The organism is Pseudomonas sp. LBUM1664 (assembly GCF_059695895.1).
Genome location: NZ_CP166791.1, coordinates 5984432 through 6004360, shown reverse-complemented (window position 1 = coordinate 6004360; position 19929 = coordinate 5984432). Strand labels below are relative to the sequence as shown.

Sequence of the window (19929 nt, the reverse complement as noted above, 5' to 3'; positions counted from 1 at the left end):
CCCTCCGCTTTTTTCAATTGAAGTTGAATGCTGATTTAACGCCTCTCTTATCCCGGGCAAAATTGAATGCTTGTTGATATTCGTTCGGGCTAAATAAGTTTGTCGTCAGTCCAGTGAGCTTATGACCACTAGTTTCTAGGTAGTTACATGCCGCTACCATATGATTGTGGTGAATGCCTTTGCTCGTCGATATTCGGCACCCGCTTTTAACGATATCAGAGGCGCTGATACCCTTCTCTGTCGAAAGATTCAGGATTCTGAGATGTCCACCAGGTTTACAGAGATTTAGTGCGAACGCTAAGCCAGAACTGGTGTCGCTAGAGTCAATGACGAGATCGTAATGGTGCAGTCCTGCCGGATTGGTGTCCGCTATGAAGGTGTTTCTCGCGCCGAGGCTGAGTGCTTTTTCGAGACGTTGATCGTCGCTGCTCAGGCCAAACACATCTACCGAGTGGCCGTTTTCCGCCAACAGAAGGGTATGCAGAAGCCCTAGGATGCCTGGACCTATGACAGCGACCGTCAATATCTCAGCTCGAAGCCCTTCAAAGATGTTGGCCATGGAATTCAGCGCAATAGAAAGCGGCTCAGTGAGAACACTGATTTCGGGAGGGATGTCTTTCGATATTTTGTGAGCCATTGACTCGTCAACGGTCAAGTACTCACAAAATGTACCGTTGGCATTTATACCGATATGCCGCCAGTTGCTACAGTAATTGGTGAGACTTTGTATACATGAATCACATTTGTGGCAGGGGAAAACTGTCTCAAACACCACATGATCTCCATTCTTGAAGAGACTATCTGGAGCAGCTTGAACAACGTGCCCACAACCTTCATGACCAAGGATCCCGTTGAGTTTTAACAAGGTTTTGTTATAGTACTTACCATCAACGATTTTCAGATCAGTCGAGCAAATACCTGCTAACTTAATTTTTATCCTAATAGGGCGCGGATAATATTCAGCATCGCACAGATCATCATCTTGGTAAATGATCCGTTCTCCATTATAAATTAGCGCTTTCATTGTTAACCTCCTGTTTTATTTTATCTACAACGACCATATTCCTCAGTGCGTCGTCTATATTGACCAAGGGCGTTTCTTTACCCTCAATTACTCTGATAAAATGATCCATTTCCAGTTTAAGCGGATCCTCGCAGAGCGCTTCGGAATTAACAAGTTTCGCCGAAAACTTAGAGTGCCAGTCCCCTGAGCCTTCATACGAGTATAAAGTTAAACTGGGAAAAGTAATGGCACCTTTGTCGCCAAAAATTTTTAGAAAATCCACATTACTCTTAGGGAATGCATGGTTTTCATTCATCGTTTTTTCGTAGCTAAACGGTGATGGAATATTGTCTCCTATTAAAAGAGTTCCGATAATCCCGTTATTTAGCTTAAAAATCGCAGTAATATTTTCTTCGATGGCTAAATGTCTGTTAGTTTGGCCTAGGATAGCCTTGGTTAGACCTATCTCACCAAAGAGGAACCTGACGGTATCTATCTCGTGTATGCCATTTATTGCTAAAGGACCACCACCTTGATTTGCATGAATTCTCCAATTGCTTTCTACATTCTTGAAATAGTCATCGTTTTTTTTAATGCACCATAGTGAATCAAAAGATATGACGTTGCCTATAACGCCTGAAGCGATTATTCGCTTGAGCTCCTGCATCTTTGGCGAGAACCTTCGGTGATGACCTATTAATGCTGTACAGTTATATTCATTAAGAATTTCCTTTATCTTTGTGATTTCTGCCGAGTCGTAAGCTACTGGTTTTTCAATTAAGAAAAATTTTATTTTTTCTGCGCTAAACTCTATGATCTCTTTAGTTAAATTGTGCGGGCCGGCCAGGATCAATGCATCTAAGTCGGCCTCGCGAATCATTTTTTTATAGCTATCGTATGTCCTAATTCCGCTTTCAATATCTGAAAATTTCGACATATTTTTGTAAGTTAGAGCTTTTACCATGGCTTTATTGGAGTGATAGCGCTGTATGTTATTCAGATGTTTCATTCCGTGATTACGACCAACGATACCGATGTTCAACATGGGTCGATTCCTCCTGGCTAGATTTATCTTCCACCGGCAACTCTGAATAGCTCACCTGTGATGTAATTAGCGTCAGAACTGGATAAAAAGAATTCGACGCCAGCGATATCTTCAGGCAGGGCAATCCTTCCTAAAGGAACTAGATTTACAAGTCGCTCTAAAGTTTCGGCAGGCAGGCCCAAGGCAGCATCTGTGAGGGTAAGGCTAGGCATGATCGCATTAACCCGGACGTTGTACGTCGCAAGCTCCTTCGCCAGGGACTTCGTCAGACCAATCAGAGCACTCTTGGAAGTCGCATAAGCGCTAGCCATTGGGTATCCGTCGGTGGCTGCCACGGACGCCATATTGATAATCACGCCTTGGCGCCTGCCTTTCATAGAGGGTATTACTGCTTTGCACAAGTGGAAGACGCCATCGAGATTGGTGGCGAGGACATTTCTCCAATCGTCCTGATCAATATATTCTAAACCCTCAGATGGCGGTTGCTGGATTCCGGCACAATTCACAAGGGCGTCAATCTTTCCTACTTCTAAAAGTATTCGATCTATACAGTCATTAACTACTCTTAAATCACGAACATCGCACTTTATTACGTGGATATTTGCATGCGTCTTGTTTTGTTTTTCAGGGTTTAAGCACAGTGAAAAAACAGTATCGCCGGCTATAGCGTGTCTCTCTGAAATTGCTAAGCCGATCCCCCTCGTTCCGCCGCTGACGACAATAACTCTGCTGGACATATATGCACCTCTTGAGGATTAATAAACTAAGTTATGATCCACCCTCCATTGCAGTCAAGTGTTGCTCCATGCACATAATCAGCATGCTTGGAGATTAAAAATAGGACGGTCCCTGCAATATCTTCTCCCTTACCAAGTCTGCCGAGAGGGACATGGTTTTTAGCCCATTCGTCGCTTAGGTCGGCGTCTGATATCATATCTGTATCTATCCGGCCGGGTGCTACAGCATTAACTGTAATGCCACACCCCCTTAATTCGTAAGCGAGCCCTTTAGTTAAACCAATAAGCCCCGCTTTTGACGAGATGTAGTCAACGGAGGCGAGTACTCCTCCAAATCTGGCAGAGGCTGAGGAGATATTTATGATTCGTCCATAGTGATTCCTTTTCATATGAGGAATCACTTGTTTGCAGGTGTAGAATGCGCCGGACAAGTTCGTGTTGATGACTTGATGCCAGGTCTCCTCTTGAATATCTTCAATCAGAAATCGCCCATCAGGCTTGATGTGAGAAATACCGGCATTGTTGACGAGTATGTCTATTTTGGAGTGCTTATCAATCACCTGCTTAATCATTGCTGTAACTGATTTTAAGCAAGATATATCGCATTGAACATATTCAACGCGCTCAGGAAGCTGAACTTTAGACTGCGCTTTGGTGCCGCAAGTGACGACTATTAAATTGTCTTCAAGTGCAAGCAGTTTGACGATGGCGAAACCGATACCTCTTGTTCCGCCCGTAATAAGGGCAACTTTCATAGCCGAACATTCCTGTAAGCATGAGAGATACTAGTTGAAGAGATAGCTAGCTATCTATTTGGCTGTATGATTTCTCGTGTGTGTTTATATTCTTGACGGTGCGAGGCTAAATTGTCAACGCCGGAATTGGATCCAATCATTGATTGATTTAACTAGGTTTTTTTGATTTTTATAAGCTCAGAGAATAAAGAGGGCGTGCTTATTGTTATATATTATTAGAAGGTGGTGTACGTTCTAGTGCGCTAGTCCGTCTGGGTAAGCATTGCGAATGCCGCGAACCTATGTCCTCGTCGCTGCCAGACCAACTGAATGAGAGCCTTAGATGTCCCGGATATTTTGTATGGCTCAGCTCTGTTTGATGTGCTTTCTCACATATTCTGACACGCTGAATTGCCAATTTTTTCCTAAGCGATGAGTGAGTAGGCGCACGGTCAGCACATAGTAATAACGCGTCAATTCAGTGCGGTGCATTAGGTGGTGATTCAAAAACCACGCAAGGTGTTTTCTCTTCCAATTCCATAAATTGTCACGCTGCCAGCGCTCAGCGATAGCTGCTTGGATTGCCTTTGCCTGGCGAAGGTGACGCTGCCGAGTAGCGTGCGATCCGGTCAGGACTCCTGCGAGGAACAGCTCCATATCGAATGCCGTTCTCATGCGCGGCCACCAATGTAAGCCGACACCACGTCGATACGACCGTGGCCCAGCTCATAGCTGATTTGTGCTCGGGCTTCCTGATCGAGGTGATGATCAAGTTGGTAGCAATTGCCACCGTTGACGGGCGCAGGATGCTGGGTGATTTGCTCATAGCGTTCGCACGCATAGGTCGCCCGCAATTCGTGGAAGCCCTTGAGGTTGTGCGTATTGAGAATTTCCCGTGCGGGCCGAACGATTAGCTGTTGGAAATCGAGGTAGCATTCATTTGCTGCAAGCAGATTGCGGCTACCATTCGGCGAGACTTGAAGGGCGAATGTCAGTGCGTCGCTGATGTGATCATCTACTGTAATCCAACGAGGGGCCGAGGCTCCCGAGCGGCCACCTTTGGTGCCGTCCTGGATGTTGATCTTGCCGTATTGTTTGGCTTCACTTTTTAGGCGTGGTAGGTCAGCCAAAATGGCCTCGCGCAAGCGCATGCCGGTGGCTCGCGCTAACTGAACGATGGCCGCAACGCGCGGCTGCTGATGTTCGCAAAGCACCTCGACCATCCGCTTCACATGTTCGCGGTCTTGGCCTTGAGGTGCCACGGTGCGAACGGATGTGCGCGGCATTCCCAGCGTCTTGCTCGGACTCGACACCTTCACATACTGATCACCGCGAAGGGCGGCCATGGTTCGGTTCACACTAGACAACCGATTTTGCGCGGTGGCGATGCCGATAGCGTCTTGTTCAACCTGCTGACGTAGATGTCCTGCGTAATCCAGTAAGGTCTGCCGATTAATCTGCCGCGCATCGTTAAAGCCCGGCCCATCATCCGAACGACACCAGCGCACGAAAGCCTGCCAGCGATCACTGTGCGCCTTGACCGTACCGTAGTGTCCGCCGCCGAACATGTTCTTCAATGCCTGCGGCCCGGCATAGCTCAGTTGCCGACCCCATCCAAAATTTCGCCCGTCTCGTCTACCGACCAATGCCATGATCGAACTCCTCTCGAAGCCAACACTTTTGAAAACTTCCCCACGTCATCCCGCCAAGAATGTTGAGTGTTATCAGGGATCAAGGCCCCTGCGACCTGTGAGGGTTGTCCACTAACGCGGGAATGACGGCTCCTTACGACCTGGAGCTTGGGCATCTCATGATCTGGCCTCCTGAACACTTCCGAGAAAGTGGGCGGGGGGAGGCTGCACTGGCTGACGAGACCAATGCCGCGAGATCCTGAGCCGGGTGAATGCAGCGATGCGATGACCGGGGCATGCCTGACTGTCAGTCAGGTGCAGTCCATTCTGTAGGCTGCGGCACCATCATCTGCATCGCTGTTGCTGGTGACTTTTTGGTGTTTGTCACGCCGATTGTCACGAGGGGAAATGCCGCAATGCCTTGTACGAGGTGGGCTGCAGCAGTGGTAGGAGCGCCCGTCTCTTTCCGGGAGAAAGAGACGGGCGCAGTTTGGCGCACGGGAATGGCCAAGCGGATAGGTTGCTGCAGGGCAGCTATGAAAGGGAATGAGTTGCCGCAGTGGGCACGCTGGTAAAAGTAGGCATCCATCACATCGCTGTGACCGTGCGAACCGCCGGACGCTAATCGCACTTTGGGAGAACCACCACGGTGTGGCGTAGCCTTAAAGGTTCTGGCTACCTGGTTGCTATCAACGACAGCGCTTTGCCCGATCTTTTCTACGCCTGTGGATAATTCGGGTCAAGCTCGAATTTTCCGGAGTTCTGCGGCGGTGGATGAAATTATCCACCGGTGGAAATCTGTGGTTTTCCACAGACGGTTGCATGGGCTTTAGATTTTTTAAGTGAGGTCCATCCAAACAGGGCGGCTTTGCAGCCCTGTTTGGATGGACCCGCGTGGCAGAGCAGATTGCGAATGTCTTACGGATGTACGCTTACTTTGCTGCGGCACTTTAAAAGCCAAAGCAGTGTTAGCACCGTCGGCCAAAACAGCGTGTTGAGAACGTCGTGAGCGCTTGCCTGCCAGCGCCAGTATCCGAAGCTTCCAATATCGTCTCGCCGATCTACCCACTCGCCTGCACACGCAATGATGAAAACAACCAGCCAGCCAAGGTATGGCCTGAATCGTCGGATGCCGATGATCAACGTTAAATAGATCGCCATGCCCAAATAGATATGCAACGCGTCTTTTGACAGTCCGGTTGCCGACACGATGGCGAGCTTGATGCTTTGTGCGGTTGAGATATCCATGTCAATTCTTCCTTTCTGCGCCAGTGCCAGACTTCGCCTTCATCCGAGTAACGTTAACCCCAATCTGGTTGGCGAATTCGTGTGGGCTAACATGCTCCTGCCGGCTGGCCTCCAGATACCGACTCCACCAGTTCATGATCAGCCTACGCTCCTCGATGAACTCGGCCTTGTGGATGTAAGCGGCACGGACGTTGTTGCGCTCCTTATGGCTCATCTGCCGTTCAATGGCGGTCTCCGACCACAAGCCTGACTCGACCAGTGCGCTGCAGGCCATCGAACGAAACCCATGTCCGCAGATATCGGTTTTGGTGTCGTATCCCATCGTCCGTAAGGCGTTGTTCACGGTATTTTCGGACATGGGCTTCCAGGGCTTGGCATCGCCTGCAAACACCAGGTCGAATTTACCGGTGAGGGCGTGGATCTGTTCAAGCAGGGCCACGGCTTGCGGCGATAAGGGTACTAAATGGATATCCCCTGTCATCTTCGTACCCCTTGTGGAAAAGGGTACTCCCTCCAACGCGGGTCGAGTGTCCGGTATTTCCCAGGTGCCGCGCTTGAGGTCGAACTCGGTCCAGCGGGCGAAACGCAGCTCGCTGGATCGTACAAACACATGCAGTGACAGCATCACCGTCAGACGAGTAAGTGCCCGGCCTTTATAGGTGTCGATTCGCTCCTGCAGTTCCGGCAGTCGCGATAAGGGTAGAGCGGGGCGATGGACCACGCGCGGGGCTTTGATCAAGCCTTCGAGGTCGTAAGCAGGGTTGGCGGTGATAAGTCGGAGGCGTTTTGCCTCGCGCATGATGCTCTGCAGGTAGTTTTGTACCCTTAAAGCTACGTCTATCGTTCCGCGCTTTTTGATCGCTTCCAAGGGCTGCATTAGGTCATGAGTGTCGAGGTCAACAATGGCGCGGGCGCCGATCAGCGGGAACACGTGGGTTTTGAGGCGACTCATCACCGTCTTGGAGTGGCCTGGTGCCCACTTGGCCGACATTTCCGTGTGCCAGTCCAGCGCAACGCTTTCAAAGGTTCTGCCTTTGATCACGGCTTCCGCCTTGGCTTGGTACTTGGTCTCTATGGGATCAATGCCATCCGCCAGCATTCGCTTGACCTCCAAGCGCTTGCGGCGCGCGTCGGCGAGGCCAATGACGGGATAGTTGCCGAACGAGGTCAGTCCTTCGCGTCCGTCAGGTTTGACGTAACGGAGCCGCCAGCCTTTGCGGCCATTGGGTTGGACTAGGAGATAGAGGCCATCGCCGTCGAAAAGCTTGTAGGCGCGGTCTGTAGGTTTTGCCAAGCGGCAAGCTGCGTCGGAGAGTGGAGCTGTGGTGCGCGACATAAGGGTACTCCCTTTTATCGAAGTGACCTGTATCCCAAACTCTACCCCTAAAACGGTTGGAATCCACCAGTTTCTGACGGAAACCGATGGAATGCCAAAACGAAAAAACCCGCCAGAAGGCGGGTTTTCGGGGGTTCTAGAGATTTTGAAAGCCTTCTCTGGAGCTTTGTATGGTGCCGGCACCAGGAGTCGAACCCGGGACCTACTGATTACAAGTCAGTTGCTCTACCAACTGAGCTATACCGGCGTGTGGGCGACGATTATAGCGATTGGGTGAGTTCTGTAAACCCCTGAATTCTGACTATTTTTGCGCGGGTCCAGCTCAGGCGCGGCGTAGGAGGTTTCGCAGTTTGTGCAGGGCTCGCCAAGTGCGGCTGTTTTGCAGGGCGTGGAGTTGGGCTTCGGCCTGTTCGGCGCGTTGCAGGGCGGCGGTGAGTTGGGGGGCGGTGTCGTCTTCGGGGTGGCTGAATCTGTGGCCTTTGCAGAACTGGAAGCCGTCGAGGTTGCACGGCGGGAGATCGAAGGCGGGTTTGAGGGCCAGGTGTTCTTCGGCGAGGTAGAAGGTGTTGAGGCCGTCGAACAGGATGGACTGGTAGCCGGCGTCGGTGACGAGGGTTTCCCAGGTCTGGTCGCGGGCCCATGGGGTTTCGATGAGGATGATCCAGGGGCGCCAGCGGGTGAAATCCATGCCGCGCAGCACGGTTTCTTCGTGGCCTTCGACGTCGATTTTCAGGAAGTGGATGGGCCGGTCTTGGGCGTATTGCTCGCAGATGGAGGCCAGGGTGCGGGATTGGACGGTCTGGTTGCGCACGTCCAAGCCGGCGTCGCGGTGCTGTTGGGCGACGCTGGCTTCGACGGTGGACAGGCCTGTGTTGGCGATGGTGTAGAAGGTCAGGCTGTCGGCGTTTTCGCCGGCTACGCATTGCAGGTTGATGTCGTTGGGGCGTTGTTGGCTGAGCGCGTCGTAGTAGGCCTGCACCGGTTCTATATTGATGCCGCGCCAGCCTTGGTCGTAGAAGGCCCGGGTGACGGAATCATCGGTCGGATGGTTGGCGCCGACGTCGAGGTAAAAGCCGTTTTCCACTGTTTGAAGGGCGCGCCACAGGCGTATGTCTTCGAAGTTTTGTGCGTAGGAAATGAACGTCACGGCCAGCCCTTGAGTGTGTCGACATTGTGTCAATAACGATACGTTTGGCTGTTGTATATCACGGGCGCGATGGATGCAATTGTTGGCACGGGGCAGCACTGAATTCGGCGGTTATGTCGTTTTGTTTACGCGCTTATGCACAACAGGTAGGTTGAGGCGGGCGGTATTTTTCGATTTTGTGACAGCTTTCTCGGTTGCTCGCAAATGTCTGTTTTAATGGTTTTTTATCCATATGAACAAAAAATGATCAGCTTTTAATGGCTCAGAAAATCGCGGATTTCTTGGACTCAGGCAAATTTCATCAACAGAGTTATCCACAGGGTGTTTCGCCTCGTTAACGCTCTGCCAGCAACATCAGATTTCGCGGCGTCAGTGGTGTTTCGCAGAAGGTGCCGAGGCGAACGTCGTAGCCTTTGTCAGTGAGAAAAAGCGCTCGATCCAATACCAGCCAAAGTTCCAGCGGCCGTCGGAACAGGCCTCGTACCAGTTCCAGGTTGCGCACCTCGGCCAGGCGTTGATAGCCCGCCGCTTCCAGCGCGACCCAATCAGGCGAGCCGACTGTGGATAAGTCTTTCAGGGCTGCCAGATCGGTGCAGTATTGGGCGAAGGTTTTTTCCAGCCAGGCGCTGGGCAACGAAGGGGTGGGCAGGTAGTCGTCGCGCCCTCGGACGTGCCGTTGCAGCAGGTCGAAACCCAGGCGCCGGGCCATGGATTGGTCCCGTTGCCTTCGCACACGTGCGCCGGCGGTGACGGTTTCGGTCAACGGCAGGCCCAGATCGTCGAGTGACAGTTGTAGGCCGGAGCTTTTAGCGGTGTCGGACAGCGGTTGATAGCGTTCAGCGCTGATGCGGTTGTAGCAGCACGGCGCGATAGCCAGTTGCGCGCAGCCTGCGGTGCTGGCCAGTTGCATCAGTCGCACATGCAGGTCGCCGCAGGCGTGCAGGGCCACCGGTGTGTGGTTAGGGTGAATCGTCTGGGCTGTGTCTGCCGCCAGCACGTCTTGTCGCAGGTGCGTGGCGGGCAGGTGATGGTGTTGGCTCAGTTGTTGGCCGCTGGCAACCAGGGCCGGGTCGTATTCCAGGCAGGTCAGGCGTTGGGCGTCGTGCAGCAGGCGTCGGCCGAGGTGGCCTTTGCCGGCGCACCAGTCGAGCCAGTGGGTCGGTTGCGTGGCGAAGTGCAGGCAACTGGCGAAGGCTTCGATCTGCTGCCATTTGCGCCCCGGAACGTCGACGTTGAGGCGATGGGCTGGCGCCTCGAGCATCCTGGCCGGCAATTGTGCGACGGCGCTCAATGCGTGGGAAACAGCCGCCAGCTCTGGAAAGGGTGCTGGCGCATTTTCAATCAGCCAGGGCTGATGATGGTCGTTCTCCGCATCTTCCAGCGAACGCTGGCGTAGCCATTGGGCCAGTTCCGGGTAGGACGTTTCCCATGGCAGTTGCAGATGGGTGAATGGACGCGGTTTCCACAACGCCTGGTGCGCCGTGAGAAAAGTATCGAGCTCTGTGAAACGGGCGAGTAACGCCTCGCCCGTCAGCACGCCGGTTTCAGCGCCCTTGGCAGGCATCGACGCGCAACCAGCGCTCCAGCTGCTTGAAGCCCTGTACCAACAGGAACGCCATCAGCAGGTAGAACATGCCGGCCGCGAAAAAGATCTCCACCGGCAGGTAGGTCCGGGCAATGATGGTCCGGGCCATGCCGGTGAGTTCCAACAGGGTCACGGTGCTCGCCAGGGCGCTGGCCTTGAGCATCAGGATGACTTCGTTGCTGTAGGCCGGCAGGCCGATGCGCGCGGCGCGGGGCAGGATGATGTAGAACAGTGCCTTGGGCCGGGACATGCCCAGGGCCCGTGCGGCTTCGACCTCGCCACGTGGAATGGCCTGGATCGCGCCGCGCAGGATCTCGGCGATGTAGGCGGCGGTGTGCAAGGTCATGGTGGCTGTGGCGCACCAGAACGGGTCCCGCAGGTACGGCCACAACGCGCTGCTGCGCACGGCATCGAACTGCGCCAGGCCGTAATAGACCAGGAACAGCTGAACCAGTAACGGCGTACCGCGGAAAAAGAAGATGTAGGCGTAGGGCACCGCCCGCACGTACCACAGGCGTGAAGAACGGGCGATGCCCAAGGGGATCGCCAGCAGCAGGCCGGCGATCACGGCGATGGCCACCAGCTCCAGGGTCAGGGTTGCGCCTTGGGCCAGTTTCGGCAGCCACTTGATGATGACTTCCCAGTTCATTGGGTGCTCCTGGTAAAGCCGCGAGCGGCGCGTCGTTCCAGCAGGTGCATGCCGGCCATGGCGAGTACCGTCAGGCCCAGGTACATGAACGCGGCCACCATATAGAAGGTGAACGGTTGCTTGGACACGGTCACACCGATTTGCGCGTGGCGCATGATTTCTTCCAGGCCGATCACCGAGACCAGCGCCGTGTCTTTCATCAGGATCATGAACAGATTGCCCAGGCCGGGCAGGGCGATGCGCCACATTTGCGGCATGATCAACTTGGTGAAGATCCGCCACTTCGACAGGCCCAGGGCTACGCCGGCTTCACGATGGCCCTTGGGGATTGCCAGGATCGCGCCGCGAAACACTTCCGTGGCGTAGGCGCCAAAGCACAGGCCCAGGGCGATGACGCCGGCGGCGAAGGCATTGAGGGCAAGGTCGGGGTTGCCGAAGTACTCGCCCAACGCCCGCATCAGGTTGACGGTGCCGAAGTAGATCAGCAGCACCCAAAGCAATTCCGGGATGCCGCGAACCAGGGTCGAATAGGTGCCGCCAAGCCATTGCAATGGCTTGTATGGGGACGTCTTGGCCAAGGCGCCGAGCAGGCCGAGCACCAGCCCCAGGCACAAGGACGAGAGCGCCAGTTTGACGGTCATCAGTGCGCCAGCGGCAAGCGCCGGGCCGAATCCGTAGAGATCGATCATCATGGGTATGTGTTCATATCGCGGCAGGCTTTGCTAAGGGCCGGTGCTGCGGGGGAGCGGCACCGGCCAGGCACGTCAGCATCAATAGATGTTGAACGGGAAGTACTTGTCGTTGATTTTTTTATAGGTGCCGTCGGCAAGGATTTCTTTCAGCGCGGCGTTCAGCTTGTCGCGCAGGTCGGTGTCACCCTTGCGTACGGCAATGCCGATTTTGTCGCTTTCCACCACGGGATCGCCCTTGAACTCGTAGCTTTTACCGGCCTCGGTTTTCAGCCAGTCGTAGTTCACGTATTTGTCCGCCAGGATCGCGTCAACGCGACCGGAGGTCAGGTCCAGGTAGGCGTTTTCCTGGGTGTCGTAGAGCTTGAGGGTGATGTCGCTGTCTTGCAGGTCTTCCAGCCAGCTGCCGGCCAGGGTGGCGCGTTGTGCACCGATGATCTTGCCTTTGAGCGAGTCTTTATCGGTTTTGAATTCGACGTTTTTCGGCGCAATGAATTGCAGCTTGTTGGAGTAGTACGGGTCAGTGAAGTCCACGGCCTCCTTACGCTCGTTGGTGATCGACAGCGAAGAGATCAGGAAGTCGAACTTCTTGGCGTTCAGGGCCGGGATGATGCCGTCCCAGTCGGAGGTGATCACTTCGCACTCGACTTTCATCTTGGCGCACAGGGCATCGCCGATGTCTTTGTCGAAGCCGACCACGTTGCCGCTGGCATCTTTATTGTTGAACGGTGGATAGGCCGCTTCGATGCCCATCTTCAGTTTGTCGGCCGCCATGGCGCTGGCCGAGAACACCAGGCTGGCGAGAGCGGCCAGGAGAAACTTCTTGTAGGTCTGCATAAGTACTGCTCCGTTAACGGTTGCTAGACATAAATTGTTTGCAGCGTGCCGAAAGCGGGTTTTCGAAGACCTGCTGTGGCGACCCTTGCTCCTCCACCAGGCCCTGATGGAGGAACACCACTTCACTGGAAACCTGACGGGCGAAACCCATTTCGTGGGTGACCAGCAGCATCGTGCGACCTTCTTCGGCCAGTGCGCGGATTACACTAAGTACTTCCTGGACCATTTCCGGGTCAAGGGCAGATGTGGGTTCGTCAAACAGAATCACTTTGGGCTGCATCGCCAGTGTGCGGGCGATGGCCGCACGTTGTTGCTGGCCGCCGGACAGTTCGGCCGGGTAGGCGTGGCGCTTGTCGGCGATGCCGACCTTGGCTAGCAGGGCTTCGGCCACTTCGACGGCTTCGGCCTTGCTCTGGCCGAGCACTCGGCGCGGGGCTTCGATGATGTTATCGAGCACGCTCATGTGCGGCCAGAGGTTAAAGTTTTGAAACACAAAACCGATCTCGCTGCGGATGCGGTTGATCTGTTTGCCGTCAGCGGCCACCAGTTCACCGTTTTTTGCGGCCTTGAGCTTGAGCTCTTCGCCGGCCACCAGGATCTGGCCCTGGTTGGGGTTTTCCAGCAGGTTGATGCAGCGCAGAAACGTAGACTTGCCGGAACCGGAGGAGCCCAGGATCGAGATCACATCGCCGTCGCGGGCGCTCAGCGAGACGCCTTTGAGCACCTCCAGCTGTCCGTAGCGTTTGTGCAAGTTGCGGATTTCAAGCGCGGGCGTGGCCTGGGCCATGTGCGGTCCTCATGGTGTGTGCTCCCTTGCTGTTGGCGGCCTTCCTTGGCGAGGCGGCCAAGCTAGCATAGCGTCCGAATGGCAGCCAACAGCGCTACGGGTGGTAAACCGGTGATGTGTGGCAGGTTGTCGCATCGGCACAGCAGACTGTCGCGCCATCAACAACCGAACGGCCGTTTGATCCCTGTTTACCGGTAAAAATCCCGGGGAGTCGCGTAAAAAAAGGCGCGATGTTGCCAGCTTTGGGCGGGGGTTGGAAGGGTTAATCGGATGAGCGTGCCTATTGCGATCCGCAGTCGCCCCAACTTCCAATCGATCTAAACCCGTACGGGTGATTGGTAATCAAAAAGAAGCCACGATAGGTTTTTTCCAGAACGCGGGAGTTTCTATCATGAAGTCCCTCCAGCAATTGTTGCTGCCTTTTATCGCCATCGGCGCACTGCTATTCCCCATTACGCTCAACGCCACCAACCTCGCCCCGATAGACAACACAGGCGTGCAGGTCCAGCCACTGCAGCAGAACGGCATCACCTATTTGTCCGGTGGTATTGGCGAAGATGAGGCCCGGGCCATCGGGCAGGCCCAAGGCTACAACCTGCACATGACCTTCGCGATTGGCCCGCAAAACAAATACGTCCCGGATGTGGATGTGATCGTCCAGAGCGCGTCGGGGCAAACGCTGCTGACGCTGAGCGAGGCCGGGCCGCTGGTTTATGTGCAACTGCCGCCGGGCAAGTACACCGTAGTGGCGACCCGCAAAGGTGAGGAGCGCCGCGACACCGCCGAGGTAGGCAGCGGGGCCGCACGCAAACTGGTGTTCCATTGGAACAGTGACGAATAACCGGCCGGCTTATTCGCTGGCGGGTTCTTCCATCGACTGGCGATAACGGTCCAGCGCTTCGCTGAAGTCCTTGATGAACTCCGGGGTGCTGAGCCAGTGCTGCGCTGTCTCGCGGTCCATCTCGTCGACCCACATGCGGTAATCCACCAGCATGTCGGCGGCCAGGTTGGTGGCTGCCATGCTTTCGTTTTCCGCGTTTTTCAGGTCCAGCAAACCTGGGCGTTCGCTGATCATCACACTCAGGGATGCGAGCAGGGTGTCGAGCATTTCGCTGCGGCTGATGGCCTCGGCCTCGCGCAGTTTGGCGAACAGCTCCAGCACGTAGACCGGCGGCTGGGCAGTGGCGTGCGCCGGGTCGCCATACATGGCAATGGATTTGCGCCCGGTCACGCGGATTTGCTTGGCTTTGTCTTTGGCACGCTTGGCGCGTTTTTGCTGTTTGTTCAGTGAGGCCATTGGGCTTGTGTTTCCAATTTGTTAGGGGACGGTGCCCGGCTTAATTGATTTTCGGCACGGTAAAGCGGAATTCGCTGCCCTTGCCTGGCTGGCATTCGGCGTGCAGTTTACCGTCATGGGCCTGGACGATGCCCCTGGAAATGTACAACCCCAGCCCGGTGCCGTTCGGGTTGCCTTCCTTGACCGTCCAGGACGACGTGCTGTTCAGCGCCTTCGGTCCGCAATGCCTGGATCAGAGAGGGGGCGGCCGGTGATATGCAGGATAGAGCTCGTTGGTTGATTGGTCGGGAGGAAAAACAACTGATTTGTGCAGGACGGGTTTGACGTCGCCCTATGTTGATTACCCTCTGTTTGTAGGAGCTATCTCAGGAGGACGTCCACCGCGAGCGCGCTCATGACAAAAGCGCTTGGCGGGGCAATGGTCAGATCGGGGCTTGCTCCAGCGCCTTCGACGCAGCGACATAATCGGCCTGGAATTGCTTACTCTCGACCCAATCCAGCGCGGTCTGCTCATCGACGCCTGTGGTCAGGCGACGATATTCGATCAAGGCGGTAATGATGAAGTCAGTGGCTTCTTCCTCGCCTTCCTGCTCCAGCACGAGCGCCAGCAGTGGATGTGCGAGGAAGACTGCGCACATGACCTGCTGGCTGATTTTCTCGGCATTACGCATCAATTCGAACAAATCCGATAAGTCCACGGTTTCCAGATCGATGCGCTCATCGTTCGGGTCCAGGAAGTCGTTCGGCGCAGCGGCACGTTGAACCCGGTTCTTCTTGGCTTTCGTCTTGGCCCGCTGGTTTCGTTTCTGTTGTTTGTTCACCGATGCCATGGGTCGGGTTCCTGACGTGAAAATAAGGCCACCTATCCTACAGCTTCAAGGCGAATGCTTCGAATCTCAATCCACCACAAACAAGGTGGCACCCTGCGAGGTTGAAGAGCGATGGGGCTCGGCCTGGTCGGCCACCTGATAGCTCATGCCAGGCTTGAGCACGAAGTGCCGCCCGTCCTCCAGTTCGGTGTTCAGCTCGCCCTTCAGGCAAAACAGAATATGGCCCTTGATGCACCAGTGATCGGCCAGGTAACCCGCCGTGTATTCCACCATCCGTACCCGGATATTCCCGAACTGCCGCGTGCGCCAATAAGCGGTTCCGGTGACGCCTTTGTGTTCGGTGGGTTCGATGGCCGACCAGTCGGTGGTGCCAAAAGGGATGCCGGTGATGTCCATGTCGACTCGTCTGCTGGGGGGAGGGAACAACGAGGGTCGAATGTAGCTGAGTCGGCGGGGCGGAGGAAGAACAGCCCATTGTCTGAAAAAAGTAAGCGTTAGATTTTGCCGCCAAAACCACCGTCATAAGAATGTGGAAGCAGCTTTATACCCACAATAGGCTTGATCTTTGTCGGTAGGCTGAGAAAAGCCATATGCCAATAAGTTCTATGCGTCATAGCAAATTATTATATAAAGGATTGAAGTAATAGTTTCATTGGTAAAAAACATTATGTTAGTTTCACTCTGCCTTGCATGAAATGCGAACGGCATAATCTTTCAGAGAAAATGGAGTTTGTTATGAAACTTGATATGTCCAAACTGATCGTGTCTCAATCTGCACTGAGCCTGACCGCAATGGTTGCGCTGTCGAGTGTAAATAAATCTATCGGTGAGTAACACTCAACGGTGATTTGTTAGAAGGACTGTCATGTCGCTATGGCGGTCCTTCTTTGCTTATGGAGAAGTCGCTTTCATGGAGGAATGACTTGAGCATTCTAATCACAAACGAAGCGTATCGCCAAGATGCAGCCGTATTGCTCAAGCAATACAAAGCGTCAATGGCGTACTTGGCAAGTGTGTTTAATGAGGACTATCAACCCTCCGACTCTTTGATCAAGCTGCCTTGGAAGGCTTTCGCCTTTTACAATAAGTGCGTCAAAAGTCTGCAGGCCAACGATGTAGAGTCTGGCTTAAGTTTTTTTCACGAAGCCAAACAAAATGAAAGACTGGCCTCGGAAAATTTCAGCATTTCGGGTTTTTCTAAACACCGTCGTAAAGAAGAAATCGATTTGATTGTCGATGAGGTGAAAGAGGAAGCATCTGGAAAAATCAGTATTGGTTTTATCGATGCGGACGTTGTTGAAATTGAAAAAGCCAAACTGATCGCAGGCATAGAGCTTCTTAGAAGCCAATCAAGAAGCTTGTACAGTGAAGCAGAGGCGCTCATAGATGAAATAGTTCTGACGGGGCCTGGCGACGAATATCACGTCAGGTCGGCCAGTAGCTATAACTTATTAGGGCTGGTTTTGATATGGGCTGATGAAGTGCACAGCCCTGTCTATTACGCACAGCAAGTCGTCCATGAGGCCGCGCATTTAAGGCTTTTTTTGAAAAGTACTGACGACGCCTTTGTATTGAATCCAGAAAGTCAATTATACGCAGCGCCGTTTAGACCTGATGCACGTCCCATGTTAGGTATTTTTCACGCATTGTTTGTACTGGCTAGAATTGCACTCGCCATGGCTGACTTGGGAAAAATAGCGTCTGGAAAACTATCAGAAGAAGCCATTGAGAAAGGGCGAGTGGCTGAGAAAAGGTTTTTCGCAACCGCCGCTCAAATCAAGAAGGACGGCGTGTTGACGCCCACGGGCCAGCAGATTTTCGATGAGTGCTTGCGGGAAATCACCAAAATATCACCTTTGCGCAACGTTTATGATGACCTACTGAAAAGTGGGTTTTGATCGATGAGTAACCTAAAAAAAATCTCCCCAACGGATTATGCATTCCTATTGCTAGTGGCGCTGATCTGGGGTGGGAATTTTGCGCTAATCAAAGTTGGGCTTGAGCAAATAAAGCCATTTGTGATGACCTTCATAAGGTTTTTTCTATGCGTCTTTCCCTTTGTTTTTTTCATACCGCGGCCTAAAATTCCAGTGCATATACTCGCCGCTTATGGAATATTGTTCGGAGGCGGGATATGGGGGTGTGCCAATATTGCTATCTATACAGGCACGTCCCCTGGTACCGTATCGCTCATCATTCAATTAAGCGCATTCATTACGTTTGTCATTGGTCTGGTCGCATTTAAAGAAAGGGCTTCGACGGTGAGTGTCATTGCTCTTTCGATATCGCTCGTTGGGCTTTTCTTGATGCTGGTTAAAAACAATCTGGGTTCAGATCCTGTGGGGATCTTCATCTGTCTTTTCGCGGCTTTTTGTTTTAGTTTGTGTACGTTCATTATTCAGAAGCACCAACCCAAAGACCTTTTACCATTCATGATTTGGAGCTTCTTATTCAGCCTTCCTGTACTGCTTATGCTTGCTTTGTACTTTGAAGGTGTTGAGTCATTTTACAGTTTGAGAGACGCGGTCAATTACAAAACCATAATTTCACTGATCTCACAGTCTTACGTGACTACACTGCTGGGGTACTGGATTTGGAATTACAATATAAGAAAGTATTCCGGGTCCACGGTGGCGCCCATTGGTCTGCTGGTTCCATTTTTCGCGATAATAATTTCGTATCTGTTTTTCAGGTACCCGGTAAACGGAACGGTTGTTCTCTCGATAAGTTTGGTTTTCTGCGGTGTTATTTTGTTCAATTTACGACATAAAATTGAGTACCTATTAAATAAGTAGCTGGTTTTTAGCGCTGTTTAAAGACGACAGGGCCTTTTTTAGGTGCAGTAGGTATCGTTGAAAAATAAATGCGCACCAACGGGGTGCCCGTGTTGAATTACTCGCCCACAAAAAGTGCGTTTGTTTTGTGGCTTGGGGTCGGGTTTTGTTCGGTGATTACTTGCTCGTCGCTTGATTTTACATGGATAGGAATGCGGAAATTATGAGCTTTTAAGACACCCCAAAACGGATCATGGACAGTCGTTATCGAGGTCCTCGCTCTAGCTCAGAGTACCCAGAGATGCCGTTGTCTTCTGCCATGTCGAAATGCTTATAAACTGGAAATAGACCTTCATGAAAAACTTTCCAAGAGAATTGGCTATTTTTTTGGCCTGTTCAACGGCTTACCGGCTATGTTCCGGAGCATTGGTGGTCTCCCTGACATGGACCATCCTCAACCAGAACGAAGGCGGCTATTTGCCTTTGGCACTGGCGATTTTTTGCTCCTTCATTCCGGCCTTCGTCACGCCCTTGATGATCAAGCGGCTGTCAGCACGAATGAACGGGCGTAAAATGAGTAGCTGGTTTACGTTGTGTCTGGCCGGGCTCAGCCTGGTAGTAGGCGCTTGCCGGGACATCACCATCGCACTGTTAGTCGCCAACCTTCTTGTCTGGCTAGTTTTTATGCTGCTCGAGGCCAGCTTGGACATGTGGTTCACTCAGGTTCAGCGCGGTATGGATGAAGCCACTGTCAGGCGAATCAGTGGTGCAACTACGGCTACCGGTCAAGCAGCTCTGATGATTGGGCCTTTGCTGGCGGCGGGCCTGATGCCGATTCTACCGGGTATGGCGTTCTTCATTTTTCTGGGCGTTGGTTTTCTTCTGGTATCAGCGATTTGTTACACCCGCAACGGCCTGTCGGTGGTGGCTCAGGAGGCCAGCGAGACCGTGGCTCCAGCGAAGCTACCGCTAGCCCTGTTTGTGCCGATGGTGCTGATTTGGCCAATTCTCGGCGCATTCAATTTCATGCTCCCGGTGTATGTGTCGAGCAACGGCTGGGCGCTATTTGAGCTTGGGGTGCTGGATGCGGTATTCGGCATGGGCATGGCGTTGATAGGGGTGCTGATCATCCTTAGCAATACCGGGCGCAATCTGTTGGTGTTTCTTTCAGGACTTATCGGGCTGGCCGTTATCTCCACGGTCGTATGGTATCTCGTGCCAAATACCCTCGTGCTCAAGGCGCTCAGCCTGCTGATTCTTGGTATGGCCTTTGGCGGTGCGAGGGTACATATTCGAGCAGCTATCGCTTACCGCTATAGCGAGGCAGCCGTTGGCATGTGTATCAGCCGGGCGAATGCCCTCGCAACGCCAGTACTGCTGTTAATCCTCAGCCTGCAACTGGCATTAATCGAGAGTGCCTGGCTGATACCGTTCCTCATGGTCACCTTGTCCCTTGTTCTATTGCTGCAGACATCGGCGACTCGTTTCGCCCAAGGGCACACGAGTCCGGCAACGGTTGACGCTTGATAATTTCAAGCAACTGTCTGGACTCCTGCGGCGCTCTGGGGGAGACAATGTAGGGACGGGGCGGAACTGTGTT

22 protein-coding genes, 1 tRNA gene and 1 pseudogene are annotated in these 19929 nt (G+C 53.3%); 5 read left to right on the top strand and 19 right to left on the bottom strand.

From position 1 onward, the window contains the following. Positions 1-13: 13 nt before the first annotated feature. The 15 genes from ACA047_RS27875 to ACA047_RS27805 all read right to left on the bottom strand — a co-directional run bounded on the left by ACA047_RS27875 (position 14) and on the right by ACA047_RS27805 (position 13428). Complete coding sequence (locus ACA047_RS27875; RefSeq protein ID WP_497354935.1) at positions 14-1024, bottom strand: zinc-dependent alcohol dehydrogenase; 1011 nt, start codon at positions 1022-1024, stop codon at positions 14-16. Beyond that, a complete protein-coding gene (locus ACA047_RS27870) occupies positions 1005-2048 on the bottom strand; it encodes a Gfo/Idh/MocA family protein (RefSeq protein ID WP_497354934.1) in 1044 nt (347 codons plus the stop codon). The genes ACA047_RS27875 and ACA047_RS27870 overlap by 20 nt, the downstream gene beginning before the upstream one ends. A gap of 23 nt (positions 2049-2071) precedes the next feature. After that, positions 2072-2785, bottom strand: coding sequence for an SDR family NAD(P)-dependent oxidoreductase (locus tag ACA047_RS27865; RefSeq protein WP_424083799.1), 714 nt, complete (start codon positions 2783-2785; stop codon positions 2072-2074). A 26-nt stretch (positions 2786-2811) separates the two neighbouring features. Beyond that, positions 2812-3540 (bottom strand): SDR family NAD(P)-dependent oxidoreductase, encoded by a 729-nt coding sequence (locus ACA047_RS27860; protein ID WP_497354933.1) that lies wholly within the window; start codon positions 3538-3540, stop codon positions 2812-2814. Positions 3541-3885: 345 nt separating this feature from the next. Beyond that, a complete protein-coding gene (locus tag ACA047_RS27855) occupies positions 3886-4194 on the bottom strand; it encodes a hypothetical protein (protein ID WP_497354932.1) in 309 nt (102 codons plus the stop codon). Continuing rightward, a complete protein-coding gene (locus tag ACA047_RS27850) occupies positions 4191-5171 on the bottom strand; it encodes an integrase domain-containing protein (RefSeq protein ID WP_497354931.1) in 981 nt (326 codons plus the stop codon). The genes ACA047_RS27855 and ACA047_RS27850 overlap by 4 nt, the downstream gene beginning before the upstream one ends. Before the next feature lie 897 nt (positions 5172-6068). Further along, complete coding sequence (locus ACA047_RS27845) at positions 6069-6398, bottom strand: hypothetical protein (RefSeq protein WP_497354930.1); 330 nt, start codon at positions 6396-6398, stop codon at positions 6069-6071. Position 6399: 1 nt separating this feature from the next. Next, complete coding sequence (locus ACA047_RS27840) at positions 6400-7734, bottom strand: tyrosine-type recombinase/integrase (RefSeq protein ID WP_497354929.1); 1335 nt, start codon at positions 7732-7734, stop codon at positions 6400-6402. 171 nt (positions 7735-7905) lie between these two features. After that, a tRNA-Thr gene (locus ACA047_RS27835) sits at positions 7906-7981 on the bottom strand. Positions 7982-8056: 75 nt separating this feature from the next. Beyond that, positions 8057-8881, bottom strand: coding sequence for an FkbM family methyltransferase (locus tag ACA047_RS27830; RefSeq protein WP_497354928.1), 825 nt, complete (start codon positions 8879-8881; stop codon positions 8057-8059). A gap of 334 nt (positions 8882-9215) precedes the next feature. Beyond that, positions 9216-10445 carry a methyltransferase gene (locus ACA047_RS27825; RefSeq protein ID WP_497354927.1) on the bottom strand — a complete coding sequence of 410 codons (1230 nt, stop codon included), beginning with the start codon at positions 10443-10445 and terminating at the stop codon, positions 9216-9218. After that, complete coding sequence (locus ACA047_RS27820; protein ID WP_497354926.1) at positions 10426-11115, bottom strand: ABC transporter permease; 690 nt, start codon at positions 11113-11115, stop codon at positions 10426-10428. Before ACA047_RS27820 ends, ACA047_RS27825 begins: the two co-directional genes overlap by 20 nt. Next, positions 11112-11807, bottom strand: coding sequence for an ABC transporter permease (locus tag ACA047_RS27815; RefSeq protein ID WP_497354925.1), 696 nt, complete (start codon positions 11805-11807; stop codon positions 11112-11114). Before ACA047_RS27815 ends, ACA047_RS27820 begins: the two co-directional genes overlap by 4 nt. A gap of 78 nt (positions 11808-11885) precedes the next feature. Then, positions 11886-12641 (bottom strand): ABC transporter substrate-binding protein, encoded by a 756-nt coding sequence (locus ACA047_RS27810; RefSeq protein ID WP_497354924.1) that lies wholly within the window; start codon positions 12639-12641, stop codon positions 11886-11888. A 13-nt stretch (positions 12642-12654) separates the two neighbouring features. Further along, entirely contained in the window at positions 12655-13428 is a 774-nt protein-coding gene (locus ACA047_RS27805) for an ABC transporter ATP-binding protein (protein ID WP_497354923.1), read from the bottom strand. Positions 13429-13819: 391 nt separating this feature from the next. Between ACA047_RS27805 and ACA047_RS27800 the strand changes: the two genes are divergently transcribed. Continuing rightward, positions 13820-14269: a carboxypeptidase regulatory-like domain-containing protein gene (locus ACA047_RS27800; RefSeq protein ID WP_497354922.1), complete on the top strand. Its 450-nt coding sequence runs from the start codon at positions 13820-13822 to the stop codon at positions 14267-14269. 9 nt (positions 14270-14278) lie between these two features. On the opposite strand, the gene ACA047_RS27795 is transcribed toward ACA047_RS27800, so the two are convergent. Then, complete coding sequence (locus ACA047_RS27795) at positions 14279-14725, bottom strand: hypothetical protein (RefSeq protein WP_497354921.1); 447 nt, start codon at positions 14723-14725, stop codon at positions 14279-14281. A 40-nt stretch (positions 14726-14765) separates the two neighbouring features. Continuing rightward, a pseudogene (locus ACA047_RS27790) lies at positions 14766-14915 on the bottom strand (ATP-binding protein); the annotation flags it as partial. Here ACA047_RS27790 and ACA047_RS27785 point away from each other — a divergent pair. After that, positions 14854-14979: a hypothetical protein gene (locus ACA047_RS27785; protein ID WP_497354920.1), complete on the top strand. Its 126-nt coding sequence runs from the start codon at positions 14854-14856 to the stop codon at positions 14977-14979. The pseudogene ACA047_RS27790 and the gene ACA047_RS27785 overlap by 62 nt on opposite strands. A gap of 168 nt (positions 14980-15147) precedes the next feature. Here the strand turns inward: ACA047_RS27785 and ACA047_RS27780 are convergent, their stop codons facing one another. Both ACA047_RS27780 and ACA047_RS27775 read right to left on the bottom strand, forming a co-directional pair. After that, positions 15148-15555 (bottom strand): hypothetical protein, encoded by a 408-nt coding sequence (locus ACA047_RS27780; RefSeq protein WP_497354919.1) that lies wholly within the window; start codon positions 15553-15555, stop codon positions 15148-15150. 66 nt (positions 15556-15621) lie between these two features. Continuing rightward, complete coding sequence (locus tag ACA047_RS27775; protein WP_497354917.1) at positions 15622-15951, bottom strand: DHCW motif cupin fold protein; 330 nt, start codon at positions 15949-15951, stop codon at positions 15622-15624. A 527-nt stretch (positions 15952-16478) separates the two neighbouring features. On the opposite strand from ACA047_RS27775, the gene ACA047_RS27770 reads away from it, so the two are divergent. The 3 genes from ACA047_RS27770 to ACA047_RS27760 all read left to right on the top strand — a co-directional run bounded on the left by ACA047_RS27770 (position 16479) and on the right by ACA047_RS27760 (position 19856). Further along, on the top strand, positions 16479-17453 hold the full coding sequence (locus ACA047_RS27770) for an aKG-HExxH-type peptide beta-hydroxylase (protein ID WP_497354915.1): 975 nt from the start codon (positions 16479-16481) through the stop codon (positions 17451-17453). Positions 17454-17456: 3 nt separating this feature from the next. After that, entirely contained in the window at positions 17457-18350 is an 894-nt protein-coding gene (locus ACA047_RS27765; protein ID WP_497354913.1) for a DMT family transporter, read from the top strand. A 333-nt stretch (positions 18351-18683) separates the two neighbouring features. Further along, positions 18684-19856 (top strand): MFS transporter, encoded by a 1173-nt coding sequence (locus tag ACA047_RS27760; protein ID WP_497354911.1) that lies wholly within the window; start codon positions 18684-18686, stop codon positions 19854-19856. Positions 19857-19929 lie beyond the last annotated feature (73 nt).

What these genes read in the sequence shown, in the direction of transcription:
- ACA047_RS27825 (WP_497354927.1), bottom strand. Translation starts at nt 10,445, where the DNA reads ATGCCTGCCAAGGGCGCTGAAACCGGCGTGCTGACGGGCGAGGCGTTA.
- ACA047_RS27855 (WP_497354932.1), bottom strand. Translation starts at nt 4,194, where the DNA reads ATGAGAACGGCATTCGATATGGAGCTGTTCCTCGCAGGAGTCCTGACC.
- ACA047_RS27795 (WP_497354921.1), bottom strand. Translation starts at nt 14,725, where the DNA reads ATGGCCTCACTGAACAAACAGCAAAAACGCGCCAAGCGTGCCAAAGAC.
- ACA047_RS27765 (WP_497354913.1), top strand. Translation starts at nt 17,457, where the DNA reads ATGAGTAACCTAAAAAAAATCTCCCCAACGGATTATGCATTCCTATTG.
- ACA047_RS27860 (WP_497354933.1), bottom strand. Translation starts at nt 3,540, where the DNA reads ATGAAAGTTGCCCTTATTACGGGCGGAACAAGAGGTATCGGTTTCGCC.
- ACA047_RS27775 (WP_497354917.1), bottom strand. Translation starts at nt 15,951, where the DNA reads ATGGACATCACCGGCATCCCTTTTGGCACCACCGACTGGTCGGCCATC.
- ACA047_RS27760 (WP_497354911.1), top strand. Translation starts at nt 18,684, where the DNA reads ATGAAAAACTTTCCAAGAGAATTGGCTATTTTTTTGGCCTGTTCAACG.
- ACA047_RS27805 (WP_497354923.1), bottom strand. Translation starts at nt 13,428, where the DNA reads ATGGCCCAGGCCACGCCCGCGCTTGAAATCCGCAACTTGCACAAACGC.
- ACA047_RS27780 (WP_497354919.1), bottom strand. Translation starts at nt 15,555, where the DNA reads ATGGCATCGGTGAACAAACAACAGAAACGAAACCAGCGGGCCAAGACG.
- ACA047_RS27810 (WP_497354924.1), bottom strand. Translation starts at nt 12,641, where the DNA reads ATGCAGACCTACAAGAAGTTTCTCCTGGCCGCTCTCGCCAGCCTGGTG.
- ACA047_RS27875 (WP_497354935.1), bottom strand. Translation starts at nt 1,024, where the DNA reads ATGAAAGCGCTAATTTATAATGGAGAACGGATCATTTACCAAGATGAT.
- ACA047_RS27840 (WP_497354929.1), bottom strand. Translation starts at nt 7,734, where the DNA reads ATGTCGCGCACCACAGCTCCACTCTCCGACGCAGCTTGCCGCTTGGCA.
- ACA047_RS27845 (WP_497354930.1), bottom strand. Translation starts at nt 6,398, where the DNA reads ATGGATATCTCAACCGCACAAAGCATCAAGCTCGCCATCGTGTCGGCA.
- ACA047_RS27800 (WP_497354922.1), top strand. Translation starts at nt 13,820, where the DNA reads ATGAAGTCCCTCCAGCAATTGTTGCTGCCTTTTATCGCCATCGGCGCA.
- ACA047_RS27865 (WP_424083799.1), bottom strand. Translation starts at nt 2,785, where the DNA reads ATGTCCAGCAGAGTTATTGTCGTCAGCGGCGGAACGAGGGGGATCGGC.
- ACA047_RS27870 (WP_497354934.1), bottom strand. Translation starts at nt 2,048, where the DNA reads ATGTTGAACATCGGTATCGTTGGTCGTAATCACGGAATGAAACATCTG.
- ACA047_RS27850 (WP_497354931.1), bottom strand. Translation starts at nt 5,171, where the DNA reads ATGGCATTGGTCGGTAGACGAGACGGGCGAAATTTTGGATGGGGTCGG.
- ACA047_RS27820 (WP_497354926.1), bottom strand. Translation starts at nt 11,115, where the DNA reads ATGAACTGGGAAGTCATCATCAAGTGGCTGCCGAAACTGGCCCAAGGC.
- ACA047_RS27815 (WP_497354925.1), bottom strand. Translation starts at nt 11,807, where the DNA reads ATGATGATCGATCTCTACGGATTCGGCCCGGCGCTTGCCGCTGGCGCA.
- ACA047_RS27785 (WP_497354920.1), top strand. Translation starts at nt 14,854, where the DNA reads ATGCCCCTGGAAATGTACAACCCCAGCCCGGTGCCGTTCGGGTTGCCT.